19 protein-coding genes are annotated in these 20,821 nt (G+C 63.0%); 6 read left to right on the top strand and 13 right to left on the bottom strand.

Annotated elements, in window-relative coordinates:
* Window positions 1–1,663 (bottom strand): phosphate transport regulator (locus tag ACMV18_RS13860; protein ID WP_420818327.1); only part of this gene is annotated, 1,663 nt, incomplete at its 3' end.
* A gap of 112 nt (window positions 1,664–1,775) precedes the next feature.
* Here ACMV18_RS13860 and ACMV18_RS13855 point away from each other — a divergent pair.
* Window positions 1,776–2,975, top strand: coding sequence for an aromatic amino acid transaminase (locus ACMV18_RS13855; protein WP_420818326.1), 1,200 nt, complete (start codon window positions 1,776–1,778; stop codon window positions 2,973–2,975).
* Here the strand turns inward: ACMV18_RS13855 and ACMV18_RS13850 are convergent.
* The 5 genes from ACMV18_RS13850 to ACMV18_RS13830 all read right to left on the bottom strand — a co-directional run bounded on the left by ACMV18_RS13850 (window position 2,966) and on the right by ACMV18_RS13830 (window position 8,790).
* On the bottom strand, window positions 2,966–4,522 hold the full coding sequence (locus ACMV18_RS13850) for a methyl-accepting chemotaxis protein (RefSeq protein WP_420818325.1): 1,557 nt from the start codon (window positions 4,520–4,522) through the stop codon (window positions 2,966–2,968). The genes ACMV18_RS13855 and ACMV18_RS13850 overlap by 10 nt on opposite strands.
* Window positions 4,523–4,624: 102 nt before the next feature.
* On the bottom strand, window positions 4,625–5,185 hold the full coding sequence (locus ACMV18_RS13845) for a YaeQ family protein (protein WP_420818324.1): 561 nt from the start codon (window positions 5,183–5,185) through the stop codon (window positions 4,625–4,627).
* Window positions 5,186–5,198: 13 nt separating this feature from the next.
* A complete protein-coding gene (locus tag ACMV18_RS13840; RefSeq protein ID WP_420818323.1) occupies window positions 5,199–6,068 on the bottom strand; it encodes a lysophospholipase in 870 nt (289 codons plus the stop codon).
* A gap of 37 nt (window positions 6,069–6,105) precedes the next feature.
* Entirely contained in the window at window positions 6,106–6,918 is an 813-nt protein-coding gene (gene otnI / locus ACMV18_RS13835; protein ID WP_420818322.1) for a 2-oxo-tetronate isomerase, read from the bottom strand.
* Between the two features lie 93 nt (window positions 6,919–7,011).
* Entirely contained in the window at window positions 7,012–8,790 is a 1,779-nt protein-coding gene (locus ACMV18_RS13830; RefSeq protein ID WP_420818321.1) for a methyl-accepting chemotaxis protein, read from the bottom strand.
* Between the two features lie 157 nt (window positions 8,791–8,947).
* On the opposite strand from ACMV18_RS13830, the gene ACMV18_RS13825 reads away from it, so the two are divergent.
* Window positions 8,948–10,471, top strand: a complete 1,524-nt coding sequence (locus tag ACMV18_RS13825) for an MFS transporter (RefSeq protein WP_420818320.1) — start codon at window positions 8,948–8,950, stop codon at window positions 10,469–10,471.
* A 35-nt stretch (window positions 10,472–10,506) separates the two neighbouring features.
* Window positions 10,507–11,412, top strand: a complete 906-nt coding sequence (locus tag ACMV18_RS13820; RefSeq protein ID WP_374255717.1) for a M48 family metallopeptidase — start codon at window positions 10,507–10,509, stop codon at window positions 11,410–11,412.
* Window positions 11,413–11,422: 10 nt separating this feature from the next.
* Here the strand turns inward: ACMV18_RS13820 and ACMV18_RS13815 are convergent, their stop codons facing one another.
* The 5 genes from ACMV18_RS13815 to ACMV18_RS13795 are packed head-to-tail and all read right to left on the bottom strand — an operon-like array spanning window position 11,423 to window position 15,863.
* Window positions 11,423–12,325 carry a hypothetical protein gene (locus ACMV18_RS13815; protein ID WP_420818319.1) on the bottom strand — a complete coding sequence of 301 codons (903 nt, stop codon included), beginning with the start codon at window positions 12,323–12,325 and terminating at the stop codon, window positions 11,423–11,425.
* A 33-nt stretch (window positions 12,326–12,358) separates the two neighbouring features.
* The gene (locus ACMV18_RS13810) at window positions 12,359–12,778 is read right to left on the bottom strand and encodes a DUF2147 domain-containing protein (RefSeq protein ID WP_420818318.1); all 420 of its coding nucleotides are present in this window, start codon (window positions 12,776–12,778) and stop codon (window positions 12,359–12,361) included.
* A gap of 18 nt (window positions 12,779–12,796) precedes the next feature.
* Window positions 12,797–14,083: an alanine racemase gene (locus ACMV18_RS13805; protein WP_420818317.1), complete on the bottom strand. Its 1,287-nt coding sequence runs from the start codon at window positions 14,081–14,083 to the stop codon at window positions 12,797–12,799.
* A 6-nt stretch (window positions 14,084–14,089) separates the two neighbouring features.
* Window positions 14,090–15,496 carry a D-arabinono-1,4-lactone oxidase gene (locus ACMV18_RS13800; protein WP_420818315.1) on the bottom strand — a complete coding sequence of 469 codons (1,407 nt, stop codon included), beginning with the start codon at window positions 15,494–15,496 and terminating at the stop codon, window positions 14,090–14,092.
* Complete coding sequence (locus tag ACMV18_RS13795) at window positions 15,486–15,863, bottom strand: c-type cytochrome (RefSeq protein ID WP_420818314.1); 378 nt, start codon at window positions 15,861–15,863, stop codon at window positions 15,486–15,488. The genes ACMV18_RS13800 and ACMV18_RS13795 overlap by 11 nt, the downstream gene beginning before the upstream one ends.
* Before the next feature lie 131 nt (window positions 15,864–15,994).
* On the opposite strand from ACMV18_RS13795, the gene ACMV18_RS13790 reads away from it, so the two are divergent.
* Window positions 15,995–16,657 (top strand): TetR/AcrR family transcriptional regulator, encoded by a 663-nt coding sequence (locus tag ACMV18_RS13790; RefSeq protein WP_420818313.1) that lies wholly within the window; start codon window positions 15,995–15,997, stop codon window positions 16,655–16,657.
* Between the two features lie 12 nt (window positions 16,658–16,669).
* On the opposite strand, the gene ACMV18_RS13785 is transcribed toward ACMV18_RS13790, so the two are convergent.
* A complete protein-coding gene (locus tag ACMV18_RS13785; protein ID WP_420818312.1) occupies window positions 16,670–17,302 on the bottom strand; it encodes an MBL fold metallo-hydrolase in 633 nt (210 codons plus the stop codon).
* 1,049 nt (window positions 17,303–18,351) lie between these two features.
* Window positions 18,352–19,344: a GlxA family transcriptional regulator gene (locus ACMV18_RS13780; RefSeq protein WP_420818311.1), complete on the bottom strand. Its 993-nt coding sequence runs from the start codon at window positions 19,342–19,344 to the stop codon at window positions 18,352–18,354.
* 120 nt (window positions 19,345–19,464) lie between these two features.
* Between ACMV18_RS13780 and ACMV18_RS13775 the strand changes: the two genes are divergently transcribed.
* Together ACMV18_RS13775 and ACMV18_RS13770 are read left to right on the top strand one after the other, a co-directional pair.
* Window positions 19,465–19,848, top strand: coding sequence for a PaaI family thioesterase (locus ACMV18_RS13775; RefSeq protein WP_420818310.1), 384 nt, complete (start codon window positions 19,465–19,467; stop codon window positions 19,846–19,848).
* A gap of 9 nt (window positions 19,849–19,857) precedes the next feature.
* Complete coding sequence (locus tag ACMV18_RS13770) at window positions 19,858–20,649, top strand: alpha/beta fold hydrolase (RefSeq protein ID WP_420818309.1); 792 nt, start codon at window positions 19,858–19,860, stop codon at window positions 20,647–20,649.
* Window positions 20,650–20,821: the final 172 nt, after the last annotated feature.

Raw genomic sequence — 20,821 nt, 5'->3', positions numbered from 1 at the left:
TGTGGTCCTGCACGGCTTGCAGCACGGTTTGCGCCAGCCGGGTCAGGGCTTGCCGAACCTCGTGGTTCCAGCCTTTCTGGTGATGGTCGGCGATCAGGTCCATCATGAAAGCGGCTTCTTCCAGGGCGTCAGCCACATCGTCCGAGATGCTCAGCAGGTGGGCCACCGGGCGCCAGTGGGGTTGGCGGGTGGCTTGTTCACGTGCCTGCATCACGAGGTGATCGGCATGGCGCTCCCAGACTTTGGCGCGCGCGCTGAGTTCACGTGCGGTGTCGTGCAGGCCGCCATGGCTGTGGGTGAGGGCATCGCTCACGCCTTGCGCCAGCGCGTGGCAGTAGGCGGCGTGCTCGTCCAGCAGGTCGAATGCCATGGTGCGGCGCTGGGCCTGGCGGGCCAGCAGCAGACGGGTCTCATCGGCCACCAGGGCCACGGGCTGCCCGCGCAGCAAGGCCTGTGTGGCCAGTCGCATCACGTCCAGCAAAAAGGCTTGGGCCGCTGGCTCACCCAGCACGGCATCGAGCCGGTCACCGATGCGGAAGGCACCTTCGAGGGCCTGCATGGCGCCAAACACCAGTTGCTCGCCTCCAGCCTTGAGCCAGGCCATGTGCCCGACCTCGGCATCGGCGGCAGCGCGCAGCACGGCCAGGGCCCCGGCCTTGCTGACAAAGGGCAGCAGGCGTTTGCGGGCACGGTTCCAGTCAATCAGGAAGACGATGCGGGCGCCCAGCTCGGTGAGGGTGTGCTGCAAATGGCCTTCGTCGGTGCACTCAAAGGTGGCGGTGCCCACGGTGTAGGCCTCGCCGCCATTGAGTTCCGACGACAGTTGGGACTGCGGCGTGTGCCATTGCGCCCCCAGCGTACCGAGCAGGCACTGAAAGAACGTGAAGCGGGTGAGATGCAGGTCGGAATAGGTCAGCGTGATGCGCAGGGCTTCGACCTGGATGACCAGCACATGGGCATCGTTGGTGCCGATGTCGTTTTGCACCAGCAGGCGCTCGCCATCACGCGTGGCGGCGGTGTCCAGGCCGGGGTGGTCAAACTTGAGGGTGGCTGTGCGATGCAGGCCTTGCATGAAGGCTTGCACGCGGGGGCGGTCGGCGTCGTTCAGGTGCCAGACGTGTGCCCCGTCGATCACCTCGCTGGCCAGATCAGCGGCCAGATGGTTGATCTGCTTGTGCAGGTCCATCACCAGGATGTGCAGACTGTCACCGTGCTGGCGCTGGCCGTGGGTGAGGTGGTGCAACTGATCGGGGTCCAGTCGTTCACCGTGCAGGGCGTCCAGCCAGTCTTGCCACTGCGGCACGCGGGCGGCCAAGTCGGCGGGCACGGCCGGGTCGGCCAGCACCGGGCGGGCCATGGTGACCAGATCGTCGTGCAGGGCGGCTGCCAGCCGGTCCAGTTCGGGCACCAGCAACACACCGTCGACCATGCTGGCGCCAGCGGGCAGTTCGTGCAGCCAGGCGGCTTGCTTGAGTCCGGCTGCAGCCAGCTCGTGGTGCAAGTCGGCCACATCGCCATGGGGATGTTCGGCGTGGTGTGCGGCCATTTGCAGCACCGTCAGGTAAAGTTTGAGCCGGTCGTTGGCGGCCAGCGCGGCCTTCACCCATACCGGCATGAGCAGACTCAACTGCCCCATCGATGCCACTGCCTGACTTTTCTGCATGACCTGCTCCGACCAAAGTGCAGCAGTCAGTCTGGCGTGCGTGTGTGACGCATTCGTGGCAAGTCGGATAATGCGAGCCCATGCCCGTCATGCCCATTGAAGGAGCCCCCGCATGTTCAAACACGTTGACGCCTACCCCGGCGACCCCATCCTCACGCTGAACGAGGATTTCCAGAAAGACCCCCGCCAAGGCAAGATCAACCTCAGCATCGGCATCTACTTCGATGAAGAAGGCCGTTTGCCCGTCATGCAGGCCGTCCGTCAGGCGGAGTCGGCCCTGCTGTCCCACATCGGACCCAAGCCCTATCTGCCCATGACCGGCAACCCGGCCTACCGCCAGGCCGTGCAAGAGCTGTTGTTTGGTGCCCAGCACGAAGCCGTGACCAGCGGCCGCATCGCCACCATCCAGACCCTGGGGGGATCGGGCGGCCTGAAAGTGGGCGCCGACTTCCTCAAGCGCTACTTCCCCAACTCGCAAGTCTGGGTGAGCGACCCCACCTGGGACAACCACAAGGCCATCTTTGAAGGCGCCGGCTTCCAGGTCAACACCTATCCGTATTACGACGCGGCGACCAAGGGCCTGAAGTTCGATGCCATGCTTTCTGCCATCGAGCGCCTGCCCGCCCAAAGCATCGTGCTGCTGCATGCCTGCTGCCACAACCCCACGGGCGTGGACCTGAACCAGGCCCAATGGTCGCAGCTGATCGAGGTCATCAAGGCGCGCGGCCTGCTGCCGTACCTGGACATTGCCTATCAGGGCTTTGGCGATGGCATCGATGAAGACGCTTTTGCCTTGCGCGCCCTGGCCGATGCCGGCGTGAGCTTCTTCGTGGCCAACTCGTTCTCCAAGAGCTTCTCGCTGTACGGCGAGCGCGTGGGCGGTTTGAGTGTCGTCTGCCCGGACAAGGCCCAGGCTCAGCTGGTCATTGGTCAGTTGATGTCAGCCGTGCGCCGCAACTATTCCAGCCCCCCCACCCACGGCAGCGTGCTGGTGGCCAAGGTGTTGCAGACGCCCGAACTGCGCCAGCAATGGGCCGATGAACTTACCGCCATGCGCGAGCGCATCAAGGTCATGCGTCAGCGACTGTATGACGGCGTGGTGGCCCAGTTGCCCGGCCGTGATGTGCGCTACTTCATCGACCAGCGCGGCATGTTCAGCTACACCGGTGTGAGCCCCGAACAGGCCGAAGCCCTGCGCACCGAGCACGGCGTGTACGTGCTGCGCTCGGGCCGCATGTGCGCCGCCGGGCTGAATGCCAACAACGTGGACCGCGTGGCCGAGGCCTTCGCGGCCGTGTTGGCTCAGGGCTGAGTCAGCTTGAACCAGCCCACCGCTTCCGTCAGCTTGCTGGTTTGATCCTGCAGGCTGGCCGCGGCGGCGGCTGATTCTTCGACCAGCGCGGCGTTCTGCTGCGTCATGGCGTCCAAGTGCGTGACGGCTTGGTTGACATTGCCAATGTCATTGGCTTGCTCGACCGCGCTGGCGGCGATGCGCGCAATGGTCTGGTCGACCTGTTCCACGCTGGCCAAGATGGCCTGCATCGCTTCGCCTGCGTTTTGCACCAGGCGCGCGCCCGTGTCCACCCGTTCACCCGACGCGGCGATCAAGGACTTGATCTCTCGTGCGGCTTCCGCGCTGCGCCCGGCCAGGGTGCGCACTTCGCTGGCCACCACAGCAAAGCCACGGCCTTGCTCACCGGCTCGCGCCGCTTCCACGGCCGCGTTCAGGGCCAGGATGTTGGTCTGGAAAGCAATGCCGTCGATCACGCCGATGATGTCGCCAATCTTGCGTGAACTGGCCTCGATGTCCTGCATGGTCTGCACCACCTCGCTGACCACCTGGCTGCCTTGCTCGGCGTTTTGACGCGCCGAGGTGGCCAGGGCGTTGGCCGTGCGCGAAGCTTCGGTGTTTTCTTGAACCGCTTGCAGCAGCATGCCCACCGACGAATTGGTTTCCTGCAGCCGGGCGGCCGTCTGTTCGGTGCGCTGGCTCAGGTCGTTGCCGCCGGCTGCAATTTCCTGGCTGGCCGTCAGCATGCTGTCCACGCTGTTGCGCACCTGGCCCACGGTCTGATTCAAGCCATCCGACAAGGTTTTCAGGGCGGCCATCAACTCGCCAATCTCGTCGTCCACACGCCAGCGGATTGCTTGGCTGATGTCGCCGTCGGCCATGGCCAGCGTGTAGTCGCGCGCCTTGCTCAGGCGGGTGGTGATGGACTGACTCATGCTGTGCATGACGAACCACAGCACGGCTGCCGCAATCAGGCACACCGGCACGAAGATGGCCACACGCTGCATGTACGCCGCCTGCAGGTCTTCCTGGTACACGCCGGAGCCGATCACCCAGCCCCAGGCGGGGAAGGCCGCCATGTAGGTCTCCTTGACGGCGGGCTTGCCCGTGCTGGGCTTGACCCAACGGTAGGTGTGGACTCCGCCACCGGGTTGCAGCCCAGCAGCCAGGAGTTCTTTGAAGAGGGGGTTGCCGTCCGCGTCGGTGATGGCCGTCATGTCCTTGCCGTCCAGCTTGGGCTGGTCGGCGTGCATGACCATGCGCACGTCTTTGTCCAGAATGAACAAATAGCCGTCTTGCCCCTCGCGCATGTTGCGCAGAATGGCTTTGGCCTGCTCCTGCGCCTGCGGAGTGCCCAGGCGGCCACCATCGACCTCACCCTTCAGGTACGTGAGCACCTTGATGCTGCTGTTGACGTGATCGCGGATGCTTTCGCGATGGTCCGCCATGCTGAGGCGGTAGAGGTTGAACAGCAAGAAACAGGTGATGGTCATCACCACGGCCGCTGTACCAATCGTGGTGGCACGCAACTTGGCCGCCAGCGATGCTTTGTAAACCCATGAGGCCATCCAGGGACTCCGATCCAAACCTATGTCTAGGACTTCATCGGAAACCCTGAGGCAAACTGGAGTCAGGGTTCCCCCTTGGTCGGGTGACGGATTACCGATCGTTCAATTTTCTGGGCCCATCAGTTTGACGGGGCAGAGCTCGATGTTCTGCTCGCCATCGTTGACCCAGATGGTGCCGTCCTGAACCGTCATCTGCAGTTGCATGCTGCGCTGGGCCAGCTTGGCCAGCGCCTGGGATTGCTCGGAAGGCACCTGCCAGACCGTCAGGTTGCTGGCCCGGGTCAGCTTGGTGGCAATGCCATCCCACCAGATCGGCGTGCTGTTCTGAAAGGCGTACAGGGTGACGCGGCGGGCGCGACCCGCCGCCTTCATCAGCCGCTTGTCGTCCGGTTGACCCACTTCCACCCAGTGCAGGATCTCGTCCGAAAAGTTCTTGTGCCACAGGGCGGGCTCGTCGGGCTCCCACATGTCCTTGGCCAACTCCAGCGTGCCTTCGGAGGTGTCTTCGGGCCAGCCCAGCGCCAAAGCCAGCACGCGGATCATCATGCGCTCGTCGGCCTCGGAGGGGTGGCGGGCGATGGTCACGCCAATGTCGGCGTACACATTGCGGTCCATGTCGGCCAGATTGATCTGGGCCTTGTAAATGGTGGCTTTCAGGGCCATGGGGGTACTTCTTTCAGAGAGACAGTGTGTCGAGCCACTGTTTAAGGTCGTCAAAGACGAGGCTTTGATCGGGTTCGTTGAAAATCTCGTGGAACATGTGCGCGTAGGCCTTGCTGCGCACCTGGTTGGGCGGGGCGAGCTGGGCAAAGCGCGCGCTGCCAGCCGGGTTGACGCAGCGGTCTGCCCCGCCGTAGATCAGCAAGGTGGGTACTTGCCAGCGCGGTGCCTGGGCCATGACATGGCTGCCCCCGGCCAGCATGAAGTTGACCAGGCGGCCGCAGGCGCGGTCGTGCACCAGCGGGTCGTTGACGTAGGCCTTCACCACATTGGGGTCACGGCACACCCACTCGGGCTTCAAGCCGTTCGACACGGCCAGGGTGGGGGCCAGTTTGCCCACCGAGCCCAGCAAAGCCTTCTGGAAGCCATTCAGGCCCAAGTCCAAGGCAGGCGACGAGAGTACCAGTGCATCCACCGGCTGGGCCCAATCGGCATTCGGGGTGGGGGACAAGGCTTCGGATACGTAGCGCGCGGCGATCAGCCCGCCCATGCTGTGCCCGATGAGCAGCAGCTTTTGCGTGGGGTAAGTCCGTCGGACCTCGGTGAGCACTTGGCCCAGATCGGACAAGAACGCCGATTCCGTGGGGAGCAGGCCGCGCCCGCCACCCGATTGCCCATGGCCGCGGTGGTCGTAAGACACCACGGACCAGCCCCAGCGGTTCAGGTGCGCGGCGACATGGTTGTAGCGCCCGCTGTGCTCGCCCAAGCCGTGCACGATCACCGCCACGCCCGCCGGCTGTGCGCTGTCTGCCAGAGGCCAGTGACGCAGCACGAGCGGGGTCTTGTCGGTGCCGGACTCGATGGAAGAAGGAAGGCTGTAAGGCATGGGGGTGGTGCTCAAAGTGCGTCGTGATCGGGGAGGGTCAGGCCGTTTGCAAGGCGCGCCACCAACCCAGACCGGCAGACGTGCCGCCAGGGCCGGACTGTCGGGGCTTGTACTCGCAGCCGATCCAGCCCTGCCAATTCAGGGCGGCCAGTTCGGCGAACACGTGAGGGTAATGCAACTCCCCGGCGTTCGGCTCCCCCCGATCAGGGACCGCTGCGATTTGCAAGTGCCCCACGCGGCCCGTGGGCAACCACTGCCGCAGTTGCATGGTGAGGTCGCCCTCCATGATCTGGCAGTGATACAGATCCATCTGCACCTGCAGGTGTGCTGAGCCAATGGCTTGGACCAATGCGTGCGCAGGGGCTTGTCGGTTGAGCAAATAGCCCGGCATGTCGCGCGTGTTGATCGGCTCGATCATGAGCGTGCGGCCAGCCTGTTTGGCGCGTTGCGCCGCCCATGCCAGATGGGCCTGATACCGTGCCCACGAGGCGGCCTGATCGTCCTCGCGGCACAAGCCCGCCATGACATGAATGCGCGGGCAATCCAGTGCTTCGGCCAGTGTCAGTGCATCGTCGATGCTGGCGTGAAACGCCGCTTCGCGATCCGCCAGACACGCCAGACCACGGTCACCCTGCGACCAGTCGCCCGGGGCCGCATTGAACAGCACCAACTGCAAACCGTTGTGACGCAGCCGGTCCCGCACCTCGGGCATGGGGTATTCGTGCGGGAACAGGCACTCGACCCCTTTGAAGCCATCCCGTGCGGCGGCTTCAAAACGGTCCAGAAAAGGCAGGTCGGTGTACAGCCACGACAAATTCGCGGCGAACTTCAGGGAAGAGGACGCAGACATGGGCGCTAGGGTAGCCCAAATAATAAAACCGGCAGGGGGTGCCTGCCGGTTGGGGGCGGCGCTGCGGACAGCGCCTGCGGGACGTTCGGTTGTTTAGAAGGTTTCCCAGTCGCCATCGTCGGCGGTGGAAGCCGTGACCTTGCTGGACGGTGCGTCCAGCGCAGGGGTGTGGCGCGGGGCCGCCGGAGTCGAAGCCTTGGGCTTGCTGGCCGAGCCGGGTTCCAGGCGTGGCGCAGGCTTGCTGGCGGCCACCTTGGCGACCGGTGCGGCGGGCTTCGGTGCGGGCGCTGCAGGCTGCTGCATGGGGGTCAGGTGGCTGAAGCTGCTGCTGGTCGACGCACCTTGATGGGTGTCGTGACGGCCGCCACCCAGCTTGAAGGCGGCAACGGCTTCGGCCAAGCGCACAGCCTGATCCTTCAGGCTTTCTGCGGCAGCGGCAGACTCTTCCACCAGCGCGGCGTTCTGCTGCGTCATCTGATCCAGTTGGGTCACCGACATGTTGACCTGGCCGATGCCGGTGCTTTGTTCGGTCGATGCAGCGGTGATTTCGCCAATGATGTCCGACACGCGCTGCACGCTGGTCAGGATCTCTTGCATCGAGCCACCGGCATCCTTCACCAGGCGAGAGCCCGACTCCACCTTTTCGCTGGAGGCGTTGATCAGCGTCTTGATTTCCTTGGCGGCTTGCGCGCTGCGCTGCGCCAGCGTACGCACTTCACCGGCCACCACCGCGAAGCCGCGGCCTTGCTCACCAGCGCGGGCGGCTTCCACCGCAGCGTTCAGGGCCAGGATGTTGGTCTGGAAGGCGATGCCGTCGATCACGGTGATGATGTCGGTGATCTTGCGGCTGGCGTTGTCGATCTCGGACATATTGGCCACAACTTGCGACACGATTTCTTCGCCGCGGTGCGCTGCGGTGGCGGCGCCCGAGGCCAACTGGTTGGCTTGGCGAGCGGCGTCGGCGCTCTGACGGACGGTGCCGGTCAGTTGCTCCATCGAGCTGGCGGTCTGTTGCAGGTTCGAAGCCGTGTGTTCGGTCCGCACCGACAGGTCGTGGTTGCCGGTGGCAATTTCGGTCGAGGCGGTCGAGATCGAATCGGTGGCTTGGCGGATCACACTGATGGTGTCACGCAGCTTGAGGGTCATGGCCACCACCGACGCACGCAGCGATTCGGTGTCACCCGGCTTGTGGTGCAGGTTCAGGTCCAGATCGCCCTCGGCGATGCGGCTCACCATCTTGCGCAGGAAGTCGGGTTCGTCACCCAGGTCATGCCAGACCGAGTTCACGATGGCACCCGAGGCCACACCCAGCACGGTCAGCACGATCAAGCCGGTGATCACGATGACCCACAGGTTGGTGCGCACGCCACTGGCAGCGGTGTCTTGGGCGGACTTGATGGTCAGTTCGGCTTCCGACTTGCGTTGTTCCAGCAACTTTTGCAAGGTGCCCAGCGAACTTTGCATCTTCGCCACCAGGTCGCCAGGCGGCTGGCTGGTCAGCAAGGCGCGGGTCGCACCGATGGACGATGTCTGGTAAGCGTCAAACGCTTCGATCAGCTCGCGTGCAATCTGGGTCTTCTCAGGCAGCTTTTCCATGCCGGCCAAGGCATCGTGTGCGGCCGACACCATCACTTGGGTGTCTTTGAGCTTGTCTGCGTCACCTTCGGCTGCAGCAGCTTGCAGGGTCAGGCGCAACTGTTCGGCACTGCGATCCACCGTTTGGACAAAACTTGCATGAGGGTTATCCACCTCCTGCAGGTGCGCCAGAACGTTCGACGTGCGATTGCCCACGATGAAACTGACAGCCACACCGACCATGAACACGGCGGCGGCGCTAGCGGGGAGCATCCAGATTTTTGTACGAAAGTTCATTGTGCCTCCTGGCCCGGTGACTGCTTTGACCTACTAATACAGACTGACCGTTACACGTTGTCGGCATCATCAGATGAAAACTGAAATGCAAATTCGAGAAAACTTGGCGTTTTCGGTCGCAAAACGTGTGAAATGACAGTGTTCCTACAATCTCGGCATGTCTTCCAGTAAATCCGACCAGGCGAAAGAGCCTGTCACTCGTCGCCTGCTGTTCTGGGTTTCCCTTCTGTATTTCTCAGAAGGACTACCCCTAGGGGTGTTTTACGACCTTTTCCCGGTCAACTTAAGACAAGCCGGGGTAAGCCCCTCGGACATTGGGCTGCTGAGCCTGCTTGGCCTGGCCTGGACCGTCAAGTTCCTCTGGGCACCGCTGGTCGATGCCTGGCGTGGGCACCGCCTGTGGATTGCCGGGGCCAACTGGGGCATGGCCTTGGTGTTGTCCTTGCTGGCCTGGCAGCCTCAGGCGCTGGCGCAAGGGGCCACTTGGCCCTGGATGCTGCTGGCGGCCTTCACCATGCTGTCCGCCACCAACGACATCGCCACCGACGGGTACACCATCGAAATCCTGAGCAAAGGCCAACTGGGCGTGGCCAATGGCTTGCGCATTGGTTTTTACCGCGTCGGCATGCTGGCGGCAGGCGCCTTGCTGGTGGTTGCCGGTTGGTCGGGCACGCCCGAGCAGCCCAACTGGTCGGCCGCCTACGGCCTGGGTGCCGTGCTGATGTTGTTCAATGGCTTGCTGATCTTGAGCGCCCCTCCGCAGCCGCCTCGTCCCGCGCGGGACCCCTCGTCCACCTTCAGTGAATGGGCCGTGCTGCGTGAGCAGCCCTTGTGGTTGGTGGCCTTGGGACTGGTCATGCTGGGCTTGCTCTGGCCGGTGCTGGGCCCCTTGGGTAAAACCTTCGGGTGGGCCAGCGTTCAGGCCGTCAGTGGCACCTGGTGGTTCAAAGGCGCGGTGCCGGTCGGGCTGATGTTTGTGGGCGCCAGCCTGATGGTGCGCGCCGCCCGGGGGCCTCAGGCTCAAGCCCTGGTCGAGGGGCCGGTGTTTGGGGCCTGGGTGGAATTGTTGTCGCGCCCCGGCATGCTGGCGGTGTTGCTCTTCATCCTGACCTTCAAACTGGGCGACGCGGCCATGGGCTTCATGGTCAAACCCTTCTGGGTGGATGCCGGGTTCACGCCGGCCCAAATCGGGCTGGTGAGTGTGAACGTGGGCTTGGGTTTGTCGATCGCCGGGGGCTTGGTCGGCGGTTGGTACGTGGACCGCGTGGGCATTTTCCAAGGCCTGTGGGTGCTGGGCATTGCGCAGGCTTTGTCCAACCTGGGCTACACCGCGGCCGCTTGGTATGTCCCTGTGGCGGCGCCTGGTGAGCAAGTGAGCATTCACTATCAAATCGCGGTGTACACGGCCAGTGGCTTGGAGAGTTTCACCGGTGGCCTGGGCACCGGGGCCTTCATGGCGTTCTTGATGGGCATCACCAGCAAGGCACGCGCCACCACCGAATACGCCATCCTGTCGTCCATCTTTGCGTTTTCTCGGGCCGTGGCCGGTTGGGCGGGTGGCCTGGGGGTGGAGCACATGGGCTATGCAGCCTTCTTTTTCCTCACGTTCTGGCTGTCATTTCCGTCTTACTTCTTGCTGCCCGCGGTTCGGCGTATGCTCGAACGCCCTGAGGTGCGTTGAGTCATCAACCCTGGTCTTTGCCATCTGAGTTGTTTATGCAAATTCGTCGTCTGTTTTCGCTGAGTACCGTCTCGCTGGCGCTGGTGGCCCAACTGGCTGTGGTGCCGGCTTGGGCGCGAGAAGGGGTCGATGTGCCCCGTCAGCAGTCCGGCTTCACGCGCTTGGTCTCTGCCGAGCAGGTGGAGCAAGCGGCAACGGCGCAGTATCAGCAGATGGCCACCGAGGCGCGCAATCAGAACGCCTTGCTCCCCGACAACCACCCTCAGGTGGTGCGCCTGCGCGCCATCGCCAAGCGCATCATCCCGTACAGCCTGGAGTGGAACCGTCGCGCCAACCAGTGGCAGTGGCAGGTGATGGTGCTCAACAGCAAGGAACTCAACGCCTTCTGTATGCCGGGGGGCAAGATCGCCTTCTACACCGGCATCCTCGATCAGTTGCAGCTGACCGATGACGAAGCGGCCATGGTCATGGGCCACGAAATTGCCCACGCCTTGCGTGAACATGCGCGTGAACGCATGGGCAAGACCTCGGCCACCAAGCTGGGGGCCAGCTTGATTTCCGGCTTGCTGGGCTTGGGCAGTGTGGGCGACAGCCTGCTGAACATGGGCGGCCAGTTGCTGACCTTGAAGTTCAGTCGCGAAAACGAAACCGAGGCCGATCTGGTCGGCATGGAACTGGCCGCACGCGCGGGCTACGATCCGCGCGCTGGCATCAGCCTGTGGAAGAAGATGGCCGCAGCCAACAAGGGTGCGCCACCGCAGTGGCTGTCCACCCACCCGGCCAGCGACACCCGCATCCAGGACATGGAAGAGGCCCTGCCGCAGGTGATGCCGCTGTACGAGCGCGCCGCCAAGCCTGACCGACGCTACGATGCGCCCAAGAAGACCGGCGCTGCCCACCTGAGCCAGGAACCCCTGGCGTACTGGGGTGTGGCGCAGTAAGCGCGTGTGATCAGAAGCGCTTGGCCACGCTGAGAATCAAGCCCATGCGGTCAATGCGCTTCACATCGCCATCTTCATTGACAGTTTTGGCGTAATAGCTGTCACGCATCAGTCCGCCCACCACGTCGGCTTCAAACTCGAAGCCCCAGCGGTTGTGGATCACGCCAAACTTGTAGTCCACCGTGTTCAAGAACGAGAAGTTGTTGACGGCGGTGTAGCCAATGTGGGTCAGCACCTTGGTGTTGCTGGCCACGGGAATGCGTGCTTCCAGTTGAATCAGTTGGGAGCCACGGCTGTGGTGGGTGCCGCGGCCATAGCAGTCCATCGCCTTGGACAGGGTGGCATCGCCTTCTGCCATCGCCGTCATGGCGGCACTGCCGCACACCACCGACGTGTTGTTGCCGCGGAAGTCCTTGCTGGCCACCAGCAGGTAGCGGCCTTCGATGATGCCGTAGCCAAACTCGAAGATGCCAAAGGTGGTGTCAAAGCGGGTGTTGACGGTGTCGGCTGACTCCAGCGGATTGCGAGGTGCGTCCTTCACTTTGGCGCGGGGGAAGGCTTCCAGCACGCCGCCGACACCAAAGTGCCAGCCTGACGGGTTGCCCCAGCGGTAGCCAATGGCGCCCACGGCCGTGGTGCCGCCGTCAGGAAAGCTCTCCTTGGCCACATTGCCCAGTTGCAGGAAGCCCACCATGCCGCTCTCGTGCGCCACATTGAATGTCAGCTCCGCGCCCGGGCTCAGGTAGGTGTCAGACAAGCCGTTGGTACGGCGGTCGCTCAGCACCTTGGCTTCGATGTCCAAGGCGTACGATGCGATCTGCGGCTCACCGGATTCGGCTGCTGCGGCGATGTGACTCGCCATGGTCAGGGTCAGGGCAGCTGCCGCGGCAGCAAGGGGACGGACATGGGTCATGGTGGTGCTCCTCTTGGTCGGTAAATCGGCAACTCAACGGGGTTTGCAGCCAGCGGGGATGCTGCTGGCGCGGGTCATCTCTTCGGTCTCACCCAGCAACTCCACGCCCACAAAGGCGCGCAGCAGCAGACTGCTCTTCTCGGTGCGAACGGTGGCCTTGTAGTACTTCTTGGTGCGGGGGTCGAAGGCCCAGCCTTCACGCCAGGCCTCGCCGTCGTAGCGCTTGAGCTTGGCGATCGTCGTGCCACAAGCATCGGCCGGTGTGCCGGCGTCCTTGTCCCAGACGATGGTGCCGCACAGGGCGCCGGCCACATCGCTGCATTCTTTGAACTCGATGATGGCGGCCTTGTCGCCGCTCAGCCAAAGGCCCTTGGCCTCATCGCCAGGGATGGCCGCGTGGGCCGTTGCCACCATGCCGCTCAAGAACAGACCGGTCCAAAATGCGTGCTTCATGCGGATCTCCTCAGGGGTTCAGGCCATGGCCGGGAAAACGGGCCACCGCGTGCTGAGGTGACCTTGCTCCACCACTGCGATGTCACCGAACTGCTGCAGCACGGCCTCGCTTTGGGTGGGGCGGAAAAACACAAAATCGTCTGGGTGCAGGGCTTGCAGACCCGATCCGACCAGGATTTGCTGGTTGGACGACTTGCCGATCAAGCCGCTGTTGGCCAGTCCCTCGGGGGAAACCGGTTGTGCGAGCCAGTTGCCGCCATAGGTGAACACCGATGCCCGCTGGTTCGGGTCCCACCACTGCAAGGCCTGGCTGGCCCACTCGGCGCCGTAAGGTGCGGTGAAGTGGTCCGAGGCCTTGATGACCGGCGTCGCGATGAATGCGGCGGGCAGCAGGTCATCCAGCAGGGGGGTGTCAAAGTCAGAGGGTTTGACCATGGCCGAACCGATGGCAAGCTCATTGGCTGCGCCACTGCCGTCATGCAGTCGATAGGTGGGCGAGCCCCCCGTGTTGAACGTCAGCGGCTCAATGGGGATCATCAGCCCGCTGCCCAGCATCACCTCCAAGTACTCTTTGTAGAGCGCCTTGGCATGGTCTCGCGCGCGCTGGCGGTTGCCGGCCAGTGCGGGCACCTTTTCCGTGTGGGCGTCATAGCCCATTAGGCCTGCCCAGCGCAGCAAGGGCTCTTCTTTGATCTGCTGGGCCATGTGCCGCAAGGCTTCGTCGCTGCTCACGCCCCCCCGGTGCAGGCCGACATCGATTTCAATGTTGACCTGAATGGGGGTGTGCAGCTGTCGTGCCAGATCGCGGTACTGCGCCAGCCGCTCGGGCGTGTCAATCAGCCACTGCAGTTGCCGAGCGGGCTCGAAGGTGTTGACCGCCCGGTCGCGGTAAAACGCGGCGGCTGCCGATACGGGCAGGGGCTTGCCCATCAGCACATTCACGTGCGGGCGCTCTTTGGCCACCAATTGCAAATAGGGCAGGTTGAACACCATTTGCCGCTGGGTGCCGCACTGCTTGCTGAGTTCATCCAGCAGCGGCAGACAAGGCAGGGACTTGTTGACCAGTCGCAGTGCCATGCGTCCGCCAATGTGCCCCATCACCTGTTGGGCATTGGCCCGCACACGGTCCAGGTCTAGCACCAGCGTGGGGGTGCCCACCCCGGCATCCTTCAGCAACTTGTTGAGGTGCGCAAAGTAAGTTTGGTGGGGGGTGCCCTGTGTGGCAGGACGCAGTGCCACCGCGCCCACGGCCGCGACCGCTGCACCCGTGCCCAACAAGAATGTTCGTCGCGAGGTCAGTGTCATGAGCGGTCAAGCCTTGAGAAAGAGCTTGCGCAGGTGCGCATTGAGCATTTGCCCCTGTGGGTCGAACTGCTGACGCACGCGCTGGAAGTCTTGCCAGCGTGGGTACATGGTGGACAACTCGGCCGCCCCCATCCAATGCAACTTGCCCCAATGCGGACGACCTTGATGTGCGCGGAACAAAGGGTTGATGTCGGTGAGCAGGTATTGGTAGGCCTCATCGGCTGAGGCGTGTACGGCAATCGAGCAGGTTTCGCGCTGATAAAACGGGCTCAGCCAGGCATCGTCGGCCTTGACGAAGCGGAACTCCAGCGGGAAGTAAACCTCGTTGCGTTGCTCCAGGGTGCGGATGACCTGGCGCAAGCAAGGGATGCCTTGCTCGCGGGGCAGGTGCCATTCCGACTCATTGAACTTCATGGGCCGCACGGTGGACAGCAAACGCCACGAGCGGTGGCGGGCTTCTTCCACCGTGTTCGGGTCGATCAATTTCTGCGCCACCCACTGCCGCACGCTAGGCACCCGTCCGAGCCAGTCACGCAGCTTGCGCAGGTCAGCCAAGGTGGAATCGTCGAGGGCAGGGGGGATGTGAAAGTCCTGCCCGGTGTACAGATCGTGTGTGATCCCCACGCCGTAGCCGGTAAAGGGCAGGTAGTACATCTCGAAGTTGCGGTGCTGGCGCGCCAGATCGGGCGCCACGCTCAACAGCTGTTCAATGGGCTGCACCCACACGCGCTTGGCCAGGTTGTAAGCCGGCAGCACACGCATGGTCACCTGCGAGATGACGCCCAGGCTGCCCACTGACACGCGTGCTGCTGCCAGCAATTCGCCGGGTGATTTGTCGTTGATCTCGACCACCTCACCGCCGGGCTTCACGATGCGCAGGCCGACCACATCGGCATGGATGGGGGGCAAGGTCATGCCCGTGCCATGTGTGGCGGTAGAGATGGCGCCCGAAATGGACTGCACGTCGATGTCGGGCAGGTTGCGCAGGCCCAGGCCAAAGCGGTCCAGCTCGCGTGACAGCACACCCAGGCGGGTGCCGCCATGGATGGTGGCCGTCATGGCTGCTTTGTCCACCGAGATGACACCCGACAGGCGATCCAGCGAAATGATGGTGCCCGTGGTGGGTACCAGGGCCGTGAACGAATGACCAGAGCCCACGGCCCGGACTTCACCCCGCGCCTTGCGCATCAGGTCAATCAGTTCGGCCTCGTTGGCCGGGGTGGCAATCGCGGCCGGCGTGGCTTGTTGCAAGCCCGACCAGTTGTGCCAGGTGGGGCGGGCGGTAGCAGTGGGGGCGCTTTGCGCCTGTGCGGCATCGGGCAGGCCAATCAGTCCCAAGGCATGGGCCACGGCCAGCGCCGAGCTGCCTTGCAAGACCTGGCGACGGGTGGGGTGCAGCGAATCAGTGGTCATGGGATGAGCTCATGAAGGCGATGAGGGCGCGCAGATCGTCGTCTGTGCAATCTGTGCACAAGCCCTTGGCGGGCATGCCGTTGAAGCCATCTCGGGCGTGTTGCAGCAAGACATCCATGCCCTGCTTCAACCGGGGGCGCCATGCGGGCTCAAAGCCTGCCAAAGGTGCTGCGCTGCGTGTGCCGTGGCAGGTGACACAAGAACGGTCGTAGATGGCAGCCAGTCGCGCATCGCCCGGACGGGCTTGCTCGGCGCGCTGCAAATCTTGCGCGCTGGGCTCAACGGGCTTGTCCTGGCAGCCGCTCAACAGGCTGGTCGCCAACACCCCCATGAGCAAGATTGCCCGAAAGACACCAAAACGTTTCATTGCAAAACACTGTCAGAAAAAAATACACTGTTATCAGAATATTCTTCTGACTGCCGACGGTTTATTCAGATAAACCCTCGCGCCATAAAGCGCTCAGTCCGTGACACTGAGCGTGCTGAGGAGACTGGGTCGTGACATTGACTGCCAGAGACGTGCGCAAGCAGCGTGAGGCTGAGCAGCGCCGCAAAGCCATCATCAAGATCGTGCGCAAGCTGATCCGCAAAGGCGGCATCGGCGAGATCTCTCTGCGCAAAGTGGCAGAGATGGCCGGCTATTCAACGACCGTGGTCTATTCCTTGTTTGAAGACAAGGCCATGCTCATCACGCAGGCCATGGACGAAGACCTGCTGGAGCTCACGCGGGTGCTGGATGCTGCCGCACGCGCCGAGGCTGACCCCGTGGCGCGCTTGCGGGCCGTGGGCCGGGCTTATGTGAAATTTGGTCTGGCACACCCGGACGAATACGCCTTTGTGTTCATGCAGCGGCGCCCGCATGCGCCCACCAATCAGGCCCGCGTGCAGCATGGCGACCCGGCGCAAGACCCGTATGCCTTTGCACGCGTGCTGTTTCAGGATCTGGCGCAGCACGGGCTGGTGTCGGCGCACCCGGACGACATCGACCTGATGACCCAACTGTTCTGGGAAGGCTTGCATGGCATGACCTCACGCCACTTGGTGATGGGGGCCGATGACGAATGGTTCCCCAGTCTACCGATGGATCACCACCTGGAGGCCATGATGGATGTGCTCTATCACGGCCTGGCGCACCGCTTTGCGCCTCAAGGCAAGCGCTGAGCGGCTGCCCCGTCAGCGCAAGAACGGGTTGTACTGACGCTCTTCGCCCAGGGTGCTTTCAGGGCCGTGGCCGGGGGTGAAGGTCACGTCATCACCCAGCGCAAACAGGCGTGTCTTGATGGCGTTGATCAGATCGGCATGGTTGCCGCCGGGGAAGTCCGTGCGACCAATGCTGCCCGCAAACAGCACATCGCCCACGAAAGCATGGCGCGTGCTGGGCTCAAAGAACACCACGTGACCGGGTGTGTGCCCCGGGCAATGCAGCACCTGCAGCGTGCAATGGCCAATTTGCACCGTGTCACCCTGTTGCAGCCAGCGCGTGGGTGTGAAGGCCTCGGCCGGCGGAAAGCCGAACATCTTGCTTTGCTGCGGCAGGCCATCAATCCAGTATTGGTCGCCCGTGTGGGGGCCAATGATGGGCAGGTCCAGTTCACGCGCCAGCGTGCCGGTGCCGCCCGCATGGTCAATGTGGGCGTGGGTCAGCCACAAGGCCTTCAGTGTCAGACCGCGCTCTTCCACGGCTTCCAGCAGTCGACCAATGTCGCCACCGGGGTCCACCAAAGCGGCCTCGTTCGTCTCATCACACCAGATGAGCGAGCAATTTTGTTCAAACGGTGTGACAGGGATGGTGAGGCGGTGGAACATGTTGGCGAGGTCGAAATGATGCGGCGAGGTTTCGGTCCGCAGCGGGGCTCTGCGCGGATCTGAAACGGATGCGCGGAGCGTAGCATTGTCGGGCGTGGTGACGCAGCGGGATGCAAAAGCGGGGTGGTGGCTTGGCAGCGAAAGCGGCCACACGAGATCCCTGGCACCAACGGCCATGACCCACCTCAAGCCAACATCACATCATCGGATGACGGCACGCTGACTGGCCGATGGCGGTCTCGCGGCAGCCTAGGAGGATCGCGAGATATTCGTTTTGCGGCCTGAGCCACCCAGCGGGCCGGATGGAAGGTTGCGTCGGGCTTCAAACGCCTTACCTGGGCGCTTGTTGGCGGCGACCCACCCGCGTGTGTCGCGCCCAAGGCGAGCAGAGTCCTTTTCCGAACGACCTGCGTCGCTGTGATCGGGCTTCTGCGCTAGCGGGTCGGCACGCTTGTACGGCTTTGACATGTAAGGCTCCTGAAGGCCGCCGAGACTTGGCAATGTCGCATTATCGAGGCTAAAACGAGGGGTCGTGCGGCGTACAGAGGCTCCCTGCACGAAGCAGGTTCTAGACGTCTAACCGGCATTGTGCGTCCAGCCAGTGCGGCCGAGAACCGCTCCCGGCCATCAGCAGGCGGTTGCTCCGCGCCCAAAAGCTCCGGCTGAGGCGAGACCCTGGAGGGCAGCTTTGCGGTGACAAGTCTGGGCGGCTAGTTAGTCACTTCAGCCAAAGACGTGCAGGCTGGCTTCTGCATTCAATGTCATGCGAATGCTGGTGATGTTCGTCGTGGCTGCTTGAGCAGCCGCCCCTAGCTGATGGGCATCACGTTTGGGCATGTGTGTGTTTGTTTAGGGTCGATCTCCGCCTCTGATGAATGACTGCTGATGGGCATCCGATCCAGCGTTCGTAAGAGACGAGGTCGACGAGTGGTAACCGGCTGCTTCCGGCCTGAAGCTGTCTTTAATATTCGAGTGGCAGTTCTGCTGCGAAAGTTGCTGTTCACCGTCGAGTCAACCTGAGACCTAAGTCGAACAGGTCAGCTTCCTGGCTATATGGGCCTCACGATCTCAGAGGCCACTTTTCGGGTAGCAGACTGTCGCCATTGATTTGGCGTTTGGCCGATGTGCACCTTGAACACGCGCACGAAAAAACTGACGTTCTCGTAGCCGACCTCGTAGGCAATGGCCTTGATTGACCAGTCTGTCGCCAACAGCAGCTTCTTTGCTTTGTCGACACGCACCTTCTGCAAATAGGTGGTGGGTGGCAGCCCCGTGGCCTGTTGAAAGCGCCGCTTGAGCGTGCGCTCGGCCATGCCGATCTCCTGTCCCATCTGCGCGATCGTGATGTGGCGCGCGAATTGGGCCTCCATCCACTCTTGCACTTTCAAGATGGTCGCATCCGCATGGTTGCGGTGCCCCGGCAGCATGGGGTTGAGCTTCTCCGGCGCGGACACCAGGAGGTGCGTGGCAACCAATTGGGCAAACGGATCTCCTCGCTCCTGCGCGAGAATTTCCAGCAGCGCATCTAAGCTGCCCATGAGTGAACCGGTGCTCCAGATGCCATCGCCCTGCAAGCAGGAGGGGTGCGCCAGGAAGCGGTGCGTCGGGTACTGCTTCTGCAGGGGACGAACAAAAGCCCAATGCGTGGCCAGCAAGGTGCCCTCGCGTAAACCGGTCGCCGCGACAAAGCAGGCGCCGGTGGTCATGGTCAGCACGCGTGCGCCGTCTTGCATGCGCCGCGTCAGCCAACGGGTCAGGCGAGGATCGGGCTGAAAGCCCTGGCTCAGGCGGATGCCTTCTACTGCTGGAATAACCACCAGATCATGTCCTTTGGCGCGCGACAGGGCGTGGTCTGCAGCAATGCCATGGCCGCTGGCCGCGTGGATATCACGCCCGTCGACGGTGAGGATTTCCACACGATGACCAGTCCCGGCGTGCCCCAGATGCCGGTCCAGCAGATCGACGATGCGAAAGAAGTCAGTCACGGTGTACACACCCATGGCCCAGCAACCTTCGTACGCCAAGATCGCAATCTTCTTCATATTTTTTGTGGCCCGATCAGACTATCAATGCGCCCGTTTGGCGCTCCCTCATGCAGAGGGTCAGAGCATACGATGCCATCCAGTCGATCAGACCATGATCGTCTTTCATAGAGGTTGAGTATGTCGGAATCGAGTGAGGTGGGCGTCGATCGCTTTGCGCAGTCGCTGGGTGTGGAAGTGATGTGCCACAGCTTTGATCAGGCCATTTGCCGGATCATGGTGGGGGCCGAGCAACGCAATGCACTCGGCGGGATTCACGGTGGGCTGATCTTCTCGCTGGCCGACATGGCCTTCGCAGCCGCCTGCAATGCAGGTGACGGCGTGTTCATCGGCATGCAGGCCGAAATCCGCTACATGGCTGGGGCACGCGGTGTAGCGCTAACGGCCACGGCCACGCGGGTGGGTGGCAGCAAGAAGTTTGCTCACTATGAGGTGTGGGTTACCGATGGCAGCGACCACCGGATCGCCTTGTTCACATCCACGGCCTACAAGCTGTCTGACTGAGGTCACACGATGATGTCAACGGCACTGTCTTCCCACGCGCACTGGGTCGCCACGGCGCGCGGCCGGCTCTATGCGCAGTCCTGGACCCCGCCCCAGCCGCAAGGTGTGCCCTTGATCCTGTTGCACGACTCCTTGGGCTGTGTGGCCCTTTGGCGAGACTTTCCTGAGCGGCTGGCACAGGCGACGGGACGCCAGGTCATCGCGTACGACCGTCTGGGCTTTGGGCGCTCTGATGCCCACCCCGGCATCCTGCCCGTCACCTTTGTGCAGGACGAGCCCCTGGTGGATTTAGCGGCCGTGGTGCGACACTTTGGCCTGACACAGTTCGTCGTCTTCGGTCACAGCGTTGGCGGTGGAATGGCCGTGTATGCAGCCGCAGCCTTTCCCGATGCGTGCGTGGGTGTGGTCACCGAGTCTGCGCAAGCGTTTGTGGAGTCGGTCACGATCGACGGCATCCGTGCTGCCCGCGACCAGTTTGCGCAAGCTGGGCAGATGGAGCGGCTCCAGAAGTACCACGGCAGCAAAGCCGAATGGGTGTTGCAGGCCTGGATCGACACCTGGCTGTCCGAGGCCTTCCGTCCCTGGAGCCTGGACGCCCAGTTGCCGATGGTCACTTGCCCAGTCTTGTGCCTGCACGGCGATCAAGACGAGTACGGCTCCTTGCAACACCCTCAGCGCATCGCGCGCGGGGTGGGTGGGGCAGTCACGCTGCGTATCTTGCGCGGCTGTGGCCATGTACCGCATCGTGAACGAGCAGACGTGGTGTTGTCCGAACTGGGGGCATTCCTGACACCAGCTTGAACACACGGATGTCAGTTCAGTGATCCAAAGTGCCTGATCAATCAGCCGGAAGCTGTCTTTGATATTCGAGTGACAGTTCTGCAGAGGTTGTGGCCAATCGAACGCCAACTTTGTTCCTCTGCATTAAGCAAGAGCGGTCAGGCAACACTGATTGACTCGGGCCTCGCGCAGT

The sequence above is a fragment of the Aquabacterium sp. genome (assembly GCF_048860245.1).
Classification (GTDB): Bacteria; Pseudomonadota; Gammaproteobacteria; order Burkholderiales; family Burkholderiaceae_C; genus Aquabacterium.
The sequence above is the reverse complement of the archived record's forward strand: the minus strand, read 5'-3'. Positions and strand labels throughout refer to the sequence as shown.

What these genes read in the sequence shown, in the direction of transcription:
- ACMV18_RS13775 (WP_420818310.1), top strand. Translation starts at nt 19,465, where the DNA reads ATGTCGGAATCGAGTGAGGTGGGCGTCGATCGCTTTGCGCAGTCGCTG.
- ACMV18_RS13805 (WP_420818317.1), bottom strand. Translation starts at nt 14,083, where the DNA reads ATGACACTGACCTCGCGACGAACATTCTTGTTGGGCACGGGTGCAGCG.
- ACMV18_RS13850 (WP_420818325.1), bottom strand. Translation starts at nt 4,522, where the DNA reads ATGGCCTCATGGGTTTACAAAGCATCGCTGGCGGCCAAGTTGCGTGCC.
- ACMV18_RS13820 (WP_374255717.1), top strand. Translation starts at nt 10,507, where the DNA reads ATGCAAATTCGTCGTCTGTTTTCGCTGAGTACCGTCTCGCTGGCGCTG.
- ACMV18_RS13795 (WP_420818314.1), bottom strand. Translation starts at nt 15,863, where the DNA reads ATGAAACGTTTTGGTGTCTTTCGGGCAATCTTGCTCATGGGGGTGTTG.
- ACMV18_RS13780 (WP_420818311.1), bottom strand. Translation starts at nt 19,344, where the DNA reads ATGAAGAAGATTGCGATCTTGGCGTACGAAGGTTGCTGGGCCATGGGT.
- ACMV18_RS13800 (WP_420818315.1), bottom strand. Translation starts at nt 15,496, where the DNA reads ATGACCACTGATTCGCTGCACCCCACCCGTCGCCAGGTCTTGCAAGGC.
- ACMV18_RS13840 (WP_420818323.1), bottom strand. Translation starts at nt 6,068, where the DNA reads ATGCCTTACAGCCTTCCTTCTTCCATCGAGTCCGGCACCGACAAGACC.
- ACMV18_RS13830 (WP_420818321.1), bottom strand. Translation starts at nt 8,790, where the DNA reads ATGAACTTTCGTACAAAAATCTGGATGCTCCCCGCTAGCGCCGCCGCC.
- ACMV18_RS13815 (WP_420818319.1), bottom strand. Translation starts at nt 12,325, where the DNA reads ATGACCCATGTCCGTCCCCTTGCTGCCGCGGCAGCTGCCCTGACCCTG.
- ACMV18_RS13810 (WP_420818318.1), bottom strand. Translation starts at nt 12,778, where the DNA reads ATGAAGCACGCATTTTGGACCGGTCTGTTCTTGAGCGGCATGGTGGCA.
- ACMV18_RS13855 (WP_420818326.1), top strand. Translation starts at nt 1,776, where the DNA reads ATGTTCAAACACGTTGACGCCTACCCCGGCGACCCCATCCTCACGCTG.
- ACMV18_RS13785 (WP_420818312.1), bottom strand. Translation starts at nt 17,302, where the DNA reads ATGTTCCACCGCCTCACCATCCCTGTCACACCGTTTGAACAAAATTGC.
- otnI (WP_420818322.1), bottom strand. Translation starts at nt 6,918, where the DNA reads ATGTCTGCGTCCTCTTCCCTGAAGTTCGCCGCGAATTTGTCGTGGCTG.
- ACMV18_RS13825 (WP_420818320.1), top strand. Translation starts at nt 8,948, where the DNA reads ATGTCTTCCAGTAAATCCGACCAGGCGAAAGAGCCTGTCACTCGTCGC.
- ACMV18_RS13770 (WP_420818309.1), top strand. Translation starts at nt 19,858, where the DNA reads ATGATGTCAACGGCACTGTCTTCCCACGCGCACTGGGTCGCCACGGCG.
- ACMV18_RS13845 (WP_420818324.1), bottom strand. Translation starts at nt 5,185, where the DNA reads ATGGCCCTGAAAGCCACCATTTACAAGGCCCAGATCAATCTGGCCGAC.